Consider the following 12788-nt stretch of genomic DNA (forward strand, 5'->3'; position numbering starts at 1 on the left):
ATGCGCGTTAAGGGTAGCGATCACTCATTATAAAACCGCTTATGTTTAACTGAATAGCTTGAATGCATAAAATCATTCTGTTCAAACTAAGCGGTTTTCACTTCAAAATAGGATCGAACATGTCCGATATCAAACCTGTATCGCAAACGCATATTATTACCGCAGATTGTCCTAGTCGGCCGGGAACGGTTGATGTGGTGACCCGTTTTTTGTGCGAAAAAGGCTTCTATATTAATGAAATTCACTCGTTTGATGATACCGCGGTCAATCGTTTTTTCATCCGCATAGAATTTAGAGCACAGACGGCGACAGACTTTAGCGCTGAAACCTTTAGCCAAGAGTTTGAGCAACGCGCCAGTGAATTTGAGATGCAATGGCAACTAGCCTCCAGTCCGTATAAATCTAAAGTTGTGATCATGGTGTCCAAACACGATCATTGCTTGAATGACTTATTATACCGTTATCGCACCGGCGATTTGGATATAGAGATCCCCGCGATCATCTCTAATCACCCAGATTTAGAAGAGCTCGCTAAATGGCATGGAATTCCTTATTACCACCTGCCCATCACGAAGGACACTAAACCTGAGCAAGAAGCCAAGGTATGGCAGATAATTCAAGAATCTGATGCGGACTTGGTGGTATTAGCGCGTTATATGCAGGTCTTATCGAGCGATTTGTGTCAGAAGTTGTCCGGTAAAGCCATTAATATTCACCACTCGTTATTACCAGGCTTTAAGGGCGCAAGACCGTATTTTCAAGCCTATGACCGCGGCATTAAGTTAGTGGGCGCGACTGCGCATTATGTCAGTGATGACCTCGATGAAGGGCCAATCATCAGCCAAGGCGTTGAGACGGTTGACCACGGTTATTATCCTAAAGACTTAGCGGCTAAAGGACGTGATATAGAATGTTTAACGCTGTCGCGTGCGGTGCGTTGTCATATTGAACATCGCATATTCATGTACGGGAAAAAGACTGTGGTCTTTTCTAAGTAGCGGGCTTTTTATCAGCAGTAAACAACGACAATGTTTATGAACTTTAGCGTAAGTATTGTCGCTGTTTTTAAAGTCTTTACCTCATTTTAATAGCGCGCTTTGTCTTTTATTCGGGGCACTTTAGAAAAATGAAGTGATGAGCAATAGTGAAAAGGATATATAGATGTCAATGACAGTAGCAAGTAAACATGACGTACGCGCAGTAAGGGCTATTGGCATAGGTGCGCAGCTAAAGTCGATCCGAATGAGGAACAAGCTAACCCTTAAAGAAGCAGGTAACCTGACTAACTTGGCGCCTTCAACTTTATCTAAAATTGAGAATGAACAAATTTCGCCAACCTTTACTGTGATGCAAAAGTTAGCAACTGGTTTAAATATTGAGTTACCACAATTATTTACTAAACCAACAGTGGCTCAAGCAGTTGGCCGCCGTGATGTAACGTTAAAGGGGCAAGGTAATTATCATTTAACTTCCACGTATGAGCATGAGTTACTGTCCACGCAATTTAGCCATAAAAAAATGATGCCATACAAATGCAGAGTTCACGCGCGAAGTTTCAATGACTTCGGTGAATGGGTACGCCATAGTGGTGAAGAGTACATGTTAGTGCTTGAAGGGGAGGTACAATTGCTTACCGAATTCTATGAACCCGTGAATTTAGTAGAAGGCGATAGCGTCTATTATGATGCAATGATGGGGCATTTAGTTATTTCTGTGAGTGACCATGATGCACAAATTCTCTGGGTAACCACCAAGTAGTTTGGGTATATGGCTAACTACATGCAGCCAAACCCTTTATTGATTTCTTATCCTGTTTGTATTTATACATTCGTTGGTCAGCTAGTGATAAACACTCTGATTGATTTAGCGTTTCAAAACTGGTGGCAATACCAAAACTAAGCCCAGCTTCGCTCCATCCTCTGTGCTGTAGCTCTTTTTCTGTTTGAAGCAGTAGATCAGACAATTTCGTGATTATCGCTTCGGTTTGTTGCACATTTTCAATATCGACTACCCAAATAAATTCATCACCACCACAGCGATATATAGATCCAAGTTCTTGCAGTTTCTTTTGCATTATATTGGCTGTAGCAATGAGCACTTTATCGCCTTCTTCATGGCCGAGTTTGTCATTAATTTTTTTAAACCCATCAAGGTCAATGAAAGTGATGCAGTAGGGGCCTTTTAAACTAGCCAGCTTTTCATTTTGAGCAAAACGGTTGCCTATTTGCGTTAATGGGTCGATACGAGAAATAGCATAACTGCGATGAAACTCTTTTTGTTGAATTTGCAGCCACTCTGATAAAGAAAGCAGAATGCACATACAATCAATAGTTAATGCAATTTGCACAATCACTTCGAGTGAAATATTCCAGTCAATTTTATAGAGGTGAGATAAAATATAGCCAGCTAAAGTGAAACCATATACAAGGTTGCCTATTAAGTAATACTTCGCCCTGAAGTCATTTTTAGCGAGCATAAATATACCGGTACCAATACAAAGAGGAATCCATATAGTTGCGATGATATGCGATATTAAGAAGCTCTGCGTAAAGGGGATAAAAGGCATAATAATACCTAAACTAAAGCAGACTATTGATAGTAAGTTAAATGTTAAGGTCAACTTAGGGTGTTTTTGAGGGCAGTTAAACAGCAACTTAGTGAACTGGCTGGCAGAGGCGATAGCAAAAGGAAAGATAATGATGCCGCTATAAACAGGATTAAATGCAGACACAGTCAATAAATGGCCAAAGCTTCCTGATGCAGTAAACCAACCTAGGCCTTGTATGCCAATATACCCGGTACAAGCCAAGGTAACTAAATACTTGGTTCTGAGGTAAATGAAGAAAGCGATTAAGGCTAGCGTCATCATTACTGTAAATGAAATTGTGGAGATACTATTGGTTATAAACTGTTTTTTGTAGAACTCTTTTTTACTGTAAAGTTCTACCACGACGGGTGTTGCAAACATTTTAGCTTGAATATAAACCCAAAGCGTACCACTTTCGTTTTGGTTTAATAGCAAAGAAAAAGCTTGTGAATGAGCCAGCTTTGGATTTTCACTTCCCATGTGGCCGAAGCTTTCTAATACTATTGGTTCGCCATGTTCAGGTTGCCAATAAGCTGTCCCTATATCTAAGTAAACCGCATGAATATTAACAAACCAAGTATCTTTTTGACCTTTGGTATTGGTTAATTTAATCTTTGAAATATAAGCGCCACTACCGCCGAACGTAGACGTGACTCTATTGGCATTTTGGTGCAATTGACTTAATGCTAAAAAGCTAGGATTGGTGTCGAGGGACTGAGTTTTAAACCAAAGGTCATGTTCATTTAATTCAATTTTATTTCGATTATCCAATGCTACAAAGGGTTGTGCATTGATAGAATTGGCGATCATTGAGAATAAGAAAAGAACAAGTAATGCAGAGTATTTTGTCATAGTGTTAACGTATTTTAGGATGCCAATACCTAGTTGAGCGTTATACATAAATTTAAAATATCCTTATAACAAGTTAATACTACACACTATATATTATGTAAAATAAACAATAATATAACAAGAAGACAACTAAAATAATTGATTAAAAATCAGAGTGTAATATTCAGGATCATGTTTGCTATAAACTTGTAGGGAATCTCTCTGTATTAAGTGCTTTACCATTAATAAAAGGGGCAGGGATGTTAATTATTAATTGGATTGCCATATATTCTCTGATGAACAACATGTCATATTACTGAGAAGTCTCAGTAATAACCCGAAAACCATCTGTATTTAATGTAATATATTGATAGTATTAGTAATTGTATTTAATTCTATGTTGGACATTACTGAGACTTCTTAGTAATGCCCAAATACTGAAAATAATAAAATATTTTTAGTATATAAAGCTTTGAAATTATGGGATATTAATGTCAATTAAATAAATATTATGGGGCTGATATTACTGAGAAGTCTCCATAATAAGCTGTTATATAAAACGAGACTGTTCGGTGCATGCATAAATTTTTAAATCGATTATCACTTCTACTAATAGTTATTGCTTATGCGTTTGGCTATTTTGAAACTCAAAATATAGTTAACGCATCTAACGCATCTAACGCATCCCTACCAATAGAAGATCTATTTGAGCAGCGTTACCTATTAGAGTTGAAAGTAGGTATGTTTTTATTGTTGCCTTGTTCTTATTGGTCTTATCATTGGTTTAAAACCTTTAAAAATTGGCCTTCAGATCAAAGTACGACTTTATTTGGTAAAACATTCGCAAATGGAAATAGCTTAATACTTAAATTATTGCTCGGTTCATTTGTTATTCTTGGTACTTTTTCGCCATGCTTACTTTCATTCTATATGGCGAGTGTATTTAAAAGTTTTATATAACAAGTCATTAAAGCAGGAAAAAAGCAGTTGCTTTTGCTCCTGAATCGCTAATTTTAACCAACTATTTTATTGCCCGCTAATGGGGCGTTATGTTTTTCTAGAGGTTTGAGTGCAATCTAAGTTATTAAAAATCAAATTGAATCCCAATTCTCGAAGCCATTTAGATACTTTGATCTCTTATATGCGCGAAAATATTGAGTTTCCAAAAAGTGAAATGGAGCAAAAAGGTTACTTTTGGGATTCTGTATTTTATGAAAAAGAAGATAAATTTGAATGCATCTATATCGTTATCAAGTCCGATGATTTTTCTAATATAATGATGGATGAAAGTGAATTAGTAGTATCTCCTTTTAGAGATGTTTATGAAAAATTTAGAACTACTTGTTGGGCTCCTGGGCCTTATATAGATTTGGAACCGATATTTTGTTTTAATTCATCATTAACTTTTTCAGGTTAAAGTAGAGTAATCAAAAGATAATAAGCTGTTCAAGCGGGACAAATTACAATTGTCAGTTTCCACTCTGATCTTGTACCGCTTTGGAGCACAGTTATTTAATTGTTACTAAATAGGTTAATCAATGCACAGACGGATTGGAGATAAATAGTGAGTTATATAGTTCAAGAAATCAAATCTCAACACGATATTCAAGTGTGCGAAATTATTAAACAAGTAGGCAAAGAATACGGTGCTACTGGCGAGGGGTTTGGTCCATCTGATTCTGAAGTTCAAGCGATGAGCCAGAACTACAAAGATGAAAGCTCTAGCCGCTATATCGTCGCAAGTATAGAAGGGCGTATCGTCGGTGGCTGTGGTATCGCTGCTTTTAATAACAGTAATGAAATTTGTGAATTACGAAAATTATTTCTTTTACCAGAAAGCAGAGGTTTAGGTATTGGTAAAAATCTTACCGAAGGTTGCCTTAAGTATGCCAAAAGTAAAGGTTATAAAAAATGCTATTTGGATACCCTAACAAGCATGAAGTCAGCAATCGCTTTATACGAGAAGTTGGGGTTTAGCCATCTAGATAAGCCACTTCAAGGTACTATTCATAACGGTTGTGATGTTTGGATGCTAAAAGAGCTTTAGGCGAAGCTAACAAGGAGTTAGAGTAGGACTTTTAATAGTTTGCTAGGTTTCTGCTCAGTAACACATTATAGCCAATCATTATTAAGGCTATTATTTTGGACGTTATATTTTAAAGGACTATCGCTATCATAAAGCTCTACTGTATTTTACCTTGTGTTTTTCTATTCGCAGGCTGTCAATCAACAGAAAGTAAAAAAGTAGAGGAATCATTCCCTCTAAAAACAATCCCCTCTAACCCAACAATTATTGATAATCATGCCTTGGGTAAGTTATCTACAATGCAAGTTCCAATTAAGGAACAAAAAGTAGTTCAATCACCCATCAACTTTTTTAATGAGCATGGTCAGGATATTAAGAGAAAAGAAAAAGTTAACGACAATGCTTCTCCGTTGTTGAACCAACAGGCCTGTAGAGATAATGTAGAAGTAACTTATCGTGTTATTGACCAAAATGCAGTGAGTGGAATGTTTCACGCAAAAGTTCAAGCTCAAGGTGTAATACTTTCGTTATCTGATGATCACAAAGATATGAAATTAAGGACTACGGGTGGTTTACAAAAAACGTAAATTTACAAAAATGGCAACCGTATTTAAAAAAACCTCCATTAGCAAAAGGCATTTTGTTAAACCTTGGCTCAGAGTTTTGGGACAGCAAAAGTAATTGGTATGTGTGTGGTGTAAATTAAAATGTAACCAGTTGTTAAACAGGCAAAAATATAGTTGGCTTTTACTCTTTCGTCACTTATTCTAACCAACAATATTTACCCTGTTAACAGGGGGTTATAACTCTATCGGATATCGAAATATATGAATCTCGTCGTAACTACTTCACCTACGCAGGAAGATCTTAAAGCATTAAGTGTTGGTATTGGGTCTTATAATAAAGATTACCTACCTGACGAAGTTGGTTTTGAAAAAGATACCAAATTTGCTGTCATTGCTAAAGACGCAAATGGAAAAGTCTTAGGAGGCATTAGAGCCAATGCATTCTGGAACTACTGCACGATTGAATTGCTTTGGTTATCTGAAGAAACTAGGGGCTTAGGGCTAGGTACTAATTTAATGGAAGCAGCTGAAAACTTTGCTAAAGACAGAGGGTTTGGCTACATGCGAACTGAAACACTTAGCTTCCAAGCTAAACCTTTCTATGAAAAGCTAGGTTACAAAGTATTTGGTGAGTTACCTGATTATCCAAAAGGTCATACAACATATTGTTTAGTAAAAAAACTATAACAAGTCGCTAGCATTTCAAAGTGGTAAAGGTGTAATTTTTAGTTTAGCGTTATAGTAATTATTGATTTAAGGTGAAGTCCTAATGAATAAAATTATTGAAACTATTTTAATTTTACTACTTTTAAGTGTGGCTTACTCATCTAAAGCGGATGAGCCAGCAAAATATAACAAGATACTATTTAAAAGCTTTATTTCTGAAAAAGACGGTAAGGATGTTCAAATTAGGGAAGCACTTTTTCCTCCTAAATGGAAAGCTCCTCGTCACTATCACAATAGCAATTTATTTATATATGTTATTGAAGGTGAGTTTGAAGTAGAACTCGAAGGTAGCAAAAAAATCACTTATCGAAAAGGTGAGGCTCTTCAAATGAATTCAGGCATAGAAATGGAGGCGCGTAATCCAAGTAATGAAAACTCATTAAAGTTGGCAGTATTTCAAGTTGGTAATCCTGATGCCGCATTTGTTGTACCAGTAGAGTAATCTACTGCTAACAATACCTTCTAACGGACAAAAAAGCTGTTGGTTTTTTCGTCCCTCAACATTTTTAAAACAATATTCTTTCCCTTTATTAGGGAACTAAGTAACTAAGGAAAGTTATGTATATTTGGAAGATATCACCATTAATTGAACAATTAAAATCTGACAGTTTAAGTCAAAAGGAGCAATTGAAGTACTTTTTAACTTATAGCGTCCTAATGATTATTGCTTCAGAACTACCTTTATCTGTTTATTTAGATTATGGATTCTATGACGCAGTCAATACTGTATCTATGAGTATATTGACTATTGTTGGAATTACTTATTGTTATAAAGTTAACAAATCAATTGATGATAAAGATTTTATTCTTAGGTTTGTAACCATAGGATTACCGGTTACTTTACGTTTATTAGCGCTATTAATTGTTGTTGGTATTCTCTTTGGAGTAGTTGACGCAATTTTTATTGAATCCTCTTACTTAGATGAAAGTGATACTTATCAAACAACACCTGTAGACGTTTTATTTACAGGTATTTTACTATTCGTTTATTACTATTATTTTGCAAGTAAACTAAAACTCTTTGCTAAATAGTAGCTTAACAAGAATTTAAAGCCGGACTGTTAACCGTTTTATCTGTTTCGTTCCGCTTCGCATTTTGTTGAACTATAAATCAGCCTCACGGAGAATGTTGTGAAAGTAATACTATTAATAACTATCTTCTTGTCATTCTATTCAAGTGCAGAAACTATCGTTGTAGAAGATACTTTATTTTATGAAGTAGCCCCAACATCTAAGGATGACTTATTGGAAACTTTGAATAGCAGCTCACCAATCAGAGAAGATGGTAATGTTTTTCATGGTTACACTAAATATGAAATTAACTGGCGATTTTGGTGGAAATCAAATAATAATCAATGTGCTTTTACTAAGGTCGAAACAACACTGAAGTTAAAATATACGATGCCTCAGCTTACATCTTCAAAGTCAGACGTTAACGTTGTTTGGTCTAATTGGTATCCCAATTTGGAGAAACATGAAAAGGGACATGGGAAGTTAGCGAAAGATACTGCATTTAAAATAGAGAAAGATTTACTTTCTATTGGTCCTAAAGCCAATTGTAATCTATTAGAAAAAGCGGGAAATAAATTAGCATATAAATTAATGGCTACATTAAAAAAAGCTAATAAGCAGTATGACATCAAAACCAACCATGGTGAGACTCAAAATGCTTGGTTATATTTGCATTTGTAGCATTTGTAGCATTAATGGCTCAGTCATTACTTTGGTTAACCGTTGGCTAGCTTCCGCTTCTGACATTTTAGTCACGCATTTCAAGCCTGTTATATAGGCGCTAGGGCACTAAGAAGGTTAGGTTATGAAATTTATCATTGCTATTATTTTTTCTGTATTTTCATTAAGTGCATCAGCTGAAGATGGTTTAATTACTCAATTTGTTATAACCAAAGTCGTTGATGGTTCAAATACCAAGCATAGTTATAATAACGCTGTATTAGTAAACTTTAATGACGTTCATTCGTTCGATTTTAAAGGATTATATTCATTAAAATTAACTACTCGAACCGAAGACTATAAGAAAGTTAATGTATTAATAAACCTAAAGGATTTATCAACAGGTAAGCCTTATTATGTTGGTGGACGTGCTACAGATTTGACTGTAGGTGAGAGTACAAATTTCAATTTTAACCGTGACGGTATTACTTACACTGTGGATATTGATACGTCATATGGTAAGTTGCCCTAAGAAGAACATCAAACGGAAAACATAGTTAGTCTTTTTCGTTTCCAAATTTAAGCTAACTATTATTTGCTGCTTAACGTGGCGTTAAACATTAGTGTTAGCCACTATGAGTGGACATCTCAATGTTAGATTATGTCTAGTATTTAGGTGATACATGACTAAGGAGAATTCAGTGAAAATTTATGGAGATATTCAATCAGGGAATTGTTATAAGGTAAAACTTCTTACTTCACTTTTAGATATTGATCATGAGTGGATTGAAGTGGATATCTTAGCAAGTGAAACTCAAGCAGAGTCATATTTAAAAAAGAATCCAAATGGCAAAATACCATTACTTGAACTAGATGATGGAACATTTATTTCAGAATCAAATGCAATTTTAAATTATCTTGCAGCGGGGACTTCATTAGTTGGTACGTGTCGTTTTACCACTGCTAAAGTCCTACAATGGCAATTCTTTGAACAGTACAGTCATGAGCCTTTTATAGCAGTTGCTCGATTTATCGCCAAATATTTAGGATTACCTGAAGAGCGTAAAGCGGAGTATGAAGCTAAGCAACTTGGTGGACATAAGGCGCTTAAAGTAATGGAAGAACAATTACAATGTAGCCCTTATCTTGTTGGTTCTGAATTAACTATTGCTGATATATCATTATATGGTTATACACATGTGGCTGATGAAGGGGGATTTGAACTGTCAGAATACCCATCAATTCAACAATGGATTGCTCGTATTCAAGCTAATCCTAAGTACATAGGTATGGAATAATAGGTATTTAACAAGCCATTTTGATGAACAATAAACAGTTTATTGTTTCGTTTCTAAATATTTTAGCAAACAACATTTGCCTTTAATTGGGGCATTGTATTTTAAGGTTTTGTATCGTGCATAAATTAATAGATGATTTCATTGCGATGAACCAAGCGGGTTTGGTTCTTGAGTTATGTGAAAAGTATTATGCTGAAGATGTCATCATGCTTAATAATGGTAAAGTTTTCGCGAAATCCATGCGGGAATCTTATGATAAGCAAAAAGGTTTTGTTAGTTCGATTAAAGAGTTTACTGTTGAATTAGTATCAAAAACTATTGATGGTAATGTTGCTGAATTAACCTTTAATTATAAAATGATGAACTCTGACTCTACACTAAATGAGTTTACGGGTAAGCATATTCAAACTTGGAAAAATGATAAAATAATCAAAGAAGAGTATGTGTCAGTTTAAATTATGACAAAAAAACTAACAGGATACATAACCGATGGTTGTTGTTTGTGCGTCACATATTCAACCTGCTATTATTTGCCGCTTTACGTGGCTTAGGTTTCTAATGGAAATAATATTAATTCGGCATGGAAAGCCTACTTCGGCAAATAACCCCGTTCTAAATGCGGTAGATTTTACTAAATGGGTTCGTCGGTATAACTTCTCTGATGTTTCAACAAATAGCCGACCTGACAGTATACTTGATGAATATAAATCCCATTACATTGTATCAAGTGATCTTGAGCGTGCGATACATTCTGCAAGTATCTATACTGGACAGTCACCTGAATTAACCTCTAAACTTTATCGAGAAATGGAAATCCCGAGATATAAATTTCCACTTCGATTTAAAGCGATGACTTGGGTTTATATCAATAGAGCTTTTTGGATGCTCGGACTAAAAGGTTCTTTTGAATCGTATCGCCAAGCAAAAATTCGTGCTGAATTAGCATCGGATCACTTAGTTGAATTAGCACGAGAACAAGATAAAGTGATTTTGTTTGGTCATGGGTATTTAAACCTGCATATTCGAAGATCGTTAATAAAAAAAGGTTGGAAACTAAACTCCAAAAGCAATGGGTTTTGGGGTATCTCAAGTCTCGAAGGTTAACAAGTGATTCAAAGTAACACGCAGCGGTGGATGCATTCACTCAGTGCACAGTTATGTAAACTATTACTTCACCCGTTAGTGCGGCATTATATGCTTTCTATCCAACACCAATAGTGTAAACATTCAAGTAGAGTCCTATGGCAAAAAAATATAATAATTTTTCTGAATTTTATCCATTCTACCTCAGCCAACATACAAATTTGATATGCCGTCGACTTCATTTTGTTGGCTCTTGTTTTATTCTATTATTGATTTTTTACGTAGCAATGTACGGAGGTTTCCATCTATTGTGGTTTATACCTGTGATTGGGTACGGTTTCGCTTGGATGGGACACTATATATTTGAAAAAAATAGACCTGCTACTTTTGTATATCCGATTTACAGTTTGATAGGTGATTGGGTTATGTTTAAGGATATGGTAATCGGTAAAATTAAATTCTAATTACAATAGTATAAGCTGCTATATAGATTTTAAGTGCTTATACATCTTCATTTAAACCTTTTATTACTTTGATGCATCTAAACTACAAATTTATTTATTAAGGAAAATAATGAAATACTTAACTTCTATTTTATTTATAACAATATTATTAATTTCATTTAGTTCAACTGCGACGCCACCGAAAAAGATTTTAATTATTGCATCAAACATCATTGATATGGGGGATGCTGAAAAGCATGATGCAAGAAATAACTTATGGGAAGTAGCCCCTCCTTATCATATTTTCTTAAGTCATGGTTATGAAGTTGATTTTGTTTCTCCTAAAGGAGGGCGGGTTGAATTCATGATGGATCCTCTAGGGATCAGTAGCTATACCATAAAATATGAAGGTTTTTTAGATAAAGCTAATAACTCTTTAGCTCCCAAGCAAGTTATTACCGATAATTATTGGGGGGTATATATTGGTGGCGGTTATGGTCCATTGTTTGATGTTGCTAACAACAAAGAGTTGCAGTTAATTATTGCTAAAATTTATGAAGCAAATGGTGTTGTAGGTTCAGGAGGTCACGGAGCAGGTTCTTTTGCTAATGTGACTTTATCTTCTGGTCAATTTCTAGTTAAAGGTAAAAGAGTTGCTGGTTTTCCTGACTCAACTGAAAAGTCTAAACCATGGGCAAAAGAAGGTAGTTTATTACCTTTCTTAGTTGAAAGTCAGTTGAATAAAAACGGTGCTATTGCACAAAATAAAAAAACGTTAAAAGATAAGTATGAGGTGGTAGTTGATCAACGAATTGTTTCTACAATGTTTTTACCGTCAGCAGCGCACGTAGCTAAAGAAATGATAATAGTAAACAAACAGTGATGGTTTGTCCTTTGTTCCTAGAGTAACTTACCAAATTCTGGTAGATAAAAAGTCGGTATAAAAGCGGATTCCAAAAGTTAAATACAACAGGTCGTTCACATGGCCCAAGTTGAGCCTCTCAATTAAGTGTTAGTTGTAAGTATGGAATAATTCACACAAAAATTATAACTTTACACTATGCTTAATAATTTAGAGAGGATATAGAATGAATAAAATATTAATGGTTTTGTTGGTTGTATTATCAGTATCAGGTTGTGCAGGTCTTGGCGTTGCTACGGTTGGCGCTGTGATGTATTACAAGAGTCAAAATCATGAAGTGGCGTCAGTTGACATAGAAGCCCCTAGTGAAAATATTTATAGAGCTGTACTTAAGAGGGTGGAAGGAAATTCCAGCATAGTTATTATAAACAAAGATGATTCTGCTATGTTGCTTGATTTACGTCAAAATGGAAACGATGGCAGCATTAAAGTCACGGCATTAAACGCTAAAGTTTCTCAATTAACAATCACCTCTGGACTCACTTCTGACAATGAATCAACGCCATTAATGGCGGTATTGAAAATATGCAAAGATTTAAACGTTGAGTGTAAGCAAAGTCAGTAAAGCGCATAACAATTAATTAAATATGACTAACAAATGACAAAATACTTGGAGTTTCATTTCTAGATAATAA

Annotated in this window: 18 protein-coding genes; 17 read left to right on the forward strand and 1 reads right to left on the reverse strand. The window is 35.2% G+C overall.

Annotation, left to right across the window (positions count from 1 at the left end; translation table 11 throughout):
• Positions 1-128: 128 nt before the first annotated feature.
• Both purU and CPS_RS11040 read left to right on the forward strand, forming a co-directional pair.
• Positions 129-998: a formyltetrahydrofolate deformylase gene (purU, locus tag CPS_RS11035; protein ID WP_420794794.1), complete on the forward strand. Its 870-nt coding sequence runs from the start codon at positions 129-131 to the stop codon at positions 996-998.
• A 163-nt stretch (positions 999-1161) separates the two neighbouring features.
• Positions 1162-1758 (forward strand): helix-turn-helix domain-containing protein, encoded by a 597-nt coding sequence (locus CPS_RS11040; protein WP_011043293.1) that lies wholly within the window; start codon positions 1162-1164, stop codon positions 1756-1758.
• Positions 1759-1771: 13 nt separating this feature from the next.
• Here the strand turns inward: CPS_RS11040 and CPS_RS11045 are convergent, their stop codons facing one another.
• Complete coding sequence (locus CPS_RS11045; protein ID WP_011043294.1) at positions 1772-3487, reverse strand: GGDEF domain-containing protein; 1716 nt, start codon at positions 3485-3487, stop codon at positions 1772-1774.
• A 507-nt stretch (positions 3488-3994) separates the two neighbouring features.
• Here CPS_RS11045 and CPS_RS11050 point away from each other — a divergent pair.
• From CPS_RS11050 to CPS_RS11120, 15 genes are all read left to right on the forward strand, one after another.
• The gene (locus CPS_RS11050) at positions 3995-4378 is read left to right on the forward strand and encodes a hypothetical protein (RefSeq protein ID WP_011043295.1); all 384 of its coding nucleotides are present in this window, start codon (positions 3995-3997) and stop codon (positions 4376-4378) included.
• Between the two features lie 109 nt (positions 4379-4487).
• Positions 4488-4835, forward strand: coding sequence for a DUF6176 family protein (locus CPS_RS11055; RefSeq protein WP_011043296.1), 348 nt, complete (start codon positions 4488-4490; stop codon positions 4833-4835).
• 147 nt (positions 4836-4982) lie between these two features.
• Entirely contained in the window at positions 4983-5465 is a 483-nt protein-coding gene (locus CPS_RS11060; RefSeq protein WP_011043297.1) for a GNAT family N-acetyltransferase, read from the forward strand.
• A 278-nt stretch (positions 5466-5743) separates the two neighbouring features.
• On the forward strand, positions 5744-6031 hold the full coding sequence (locus CPS_RS11065) for a hypothetical protein (RefSeq protein ID WP_041736926.1): 288 nt from the start codon (positions 5744-5746) through the stop codon (positions 6029-6031).
• Positions 6032-6271: 240 nt separating this feature from the next.
• A complete protein-coding gene (locus CPS_RS11070; RefSeq protein WP_011043299.1) occupies positions 6272-6697 on the forward strand; it encodes a GNAT family N-acetyltransferase in 426 nt (141 codons plus the stop codon).
• A gap of 82 nt (positions 6698-6779) precedes the next feature.
• Complete coding sequence (locus tag CPS_RS11075; protein ID WP_011043300.1) at positions 6780-7178, forward strand: cupin domain-containing protein; 399 nt, start codon at positions 6780-6782, stop codon at positions 7176-7178.
• Positions 7179-7294: 116 nt separating this feature from the next.
• On the forward strand, positions 7295-7768 hold the full coding sequence (locus CPS_RS11080; RefSeq protein WP_011043301.1) for a hypothetical protein: 474 nt from the start codon (positions 7295-7297) through the stop codon (positions 7766-7768).
• Positions 7769-7867: 99 nt separating this feature from the next.
• Positions 7868-8428 (forward strand): DUF922 domain-containing Zn-dependent protease, encoded by a 561-nt coding sequence (locus tag CPS_RS11085; protein ID WP_011043302.1) that lies wholly within the window; start codon positions 7868-7870, stop codon positions 8426-8428.
• Positions 8429-8552: 124 nt separating this feature from the next.
• Entirely contained in the window at positions 8553-8939 is a 387-nt protein-coding gene (locus CPS_RS11090; protein ID WP_011043304.1) for a hypothetical protein, read from the forward strand.
• Between the two features lie 169 nt (positions 8940-9108).
• A complete protein-coding gene (locus CPS_RS11095; RefSeq protein ID WP_041736927.1) occupies positions 9109-9705 on the forward strand; it encodes a glutathione S-transferase family protein in 597 nt (198 codons plus the stop codon).
• Between the two features lie 116 nt (positions 9706-9821).
• Positions 9822-10160: a hypothetical protein gene (locus tag CPS_RS11100; RefSeq protein WP_138140269.1), complete on the forward strand. Its 339-nt coding sequence runs from the start codon at positions 9822-9824 to the stop codon at positions 10158-10160.
• Between the two features lie 103 nt (positions 10161-10263).
• Positions 10264-10809, forward strand: a complete 546-nt coding sequence (locus CPS_RS11105) for a hypothetical protein (protein WP_041736930.1) — start codon at positions 10264-10266, stop codon at positions 10807-10809.
• A gap of 137 nt (positions 10810-10946) precedes the next feature.
• Positions 10947-11252 (forward strand): DUF962 domain-containing protein, encoded by a 306-nt coding sequence (locus CPS_RS11110; protein WP_011043308.1) that lies wholly within the window; start codon positions 10947-10949, stop codon positions 11250-11252.
• A gap of 109 nt (positions 11253-11361) precedes the next feature.
• Positions 11362-12114 (forward strand): type 1 glutamine amidotransferase domain-containing protein, encoded by a 753-nt coding sequence (locus tag CPS_RS11115; RefSeq protein ID WP_041736932.1) that lies wholly within the window; start codon positions 11362-11364, stop codon positions 12112-12114.
• A 205-nt stretch (positions 12115-12319) separates the two neighbouring features.
• Positions 12320-12718 carry a DUF3568 family protein gene (locus tag CPS_RS11120; protein WP_011043310.1) on the forward strand — a complete coding sequence of 133 codons (399 nt, stop codon included), beginning with the start codon at positions 12320-12322 and terminating at the stop codon, positions 12716-12718.
• Positions 12719-12788: the final 70 nt, after the last annotated feature.

The sequence above is a fragment of the Colwellia psychrerythraea 34H genome (genome assembly GCF_000012325.1).
GTDB lineage: Bacteria > Pseudomonadota > Gammaproteobacteria > Enterobacterales > Alteromonadaceae > Colwellia > Colwellia psychrerythraea_A.

What these genes read in the sequence shown, in the direction of transcription:
- CPS_RS11065 (WP_041736926.1), top strand. Translation starts at nt 5,744, where the DNA reads ATGCAAGTTCCAATTAAGGAACAAAAAGTAGTTCAATCACCCATCAAC.
- CPS_RS11120 (WP_011043310.1), top strand. Translation starts at nt 12,320, where the DNA reads ATGAATAAAATATTAATGGTTTTGTTGGTTGTATTATCAGTATCAGGT.
- CPS_RS11105 (WP_041736930.1), top strand. Translation starts at nt 10,264, where the DNA reads ATGGAAATAATATTAATTCGGCATGGAAAGCCTACTTCGGCAAATAAC.
- CPS_RS11050 (WP_011043295.1), top strand. Translation starts at nt 3,995, where the DNA reads ATGCATAAATTTTTAAATCGATTATCACTTCTACTAATAGTTATTGCT.
- CPS_RS11075 (WP_011043300.1), top strand. Translation starts at nt 6,780, where the DNA reads ATGAATAAAATTATTGAAACTATTTTAATTTTACTACTTTTAAGTGTG.
- CPS_RS11110 (WP_011043308.1), top strand. Translation starts at nt 10,947, where the DNA reads ATGGCAAAAAAATATAATAATTTTTCTGAATTTTATCCATTCTACCTC.
- CPS_RS11040 (WP_011043293.1), top strand. Translation starts at nt 1,162, where the DNA reads ATGTCAATGACAGTAGCAAGTAAACATGACGTACGCGCAGTAAGGGCT.
- CPS_RS11045 (WP_011043294.1), bottom strand. Translation starts at nt 3,487, where the DNA reads ATGTATAACGCTCAACTAGGTATTGGCATCCTAAAATACGTTAACACT.
- CPS_RS11070 (WP_011043299.1), top strand. Translation starts at nt 6,272, where the DNA reads ATGAATCTCGTCGTAACTACTTCACCTACGCAGGAAGATCTTAAAGCA.
- CPS_RS11090 (WP_011043304.1), top strand. Translation starts at nt 8,553, where the DNA reads ATGAAATTTATCATTGCTATTATTTTTTCTGTATTTTCATTAAGTGCA.
- CPS_RS11115 (WP_041736932.1), top strand. Translation starts at nt 11,362, where the DNA reads ATGAAATACTTAACTTCTATTTTATTTATAACAATATTATTAATTTCA.
- CPS_RS11080 (WP_011043301.1), top strand. Translation starts at nt 7,295, where the DNA reads ATGTATATTTGGAAGATATCACCATTAATTGAACAATTAAAATCTGAC.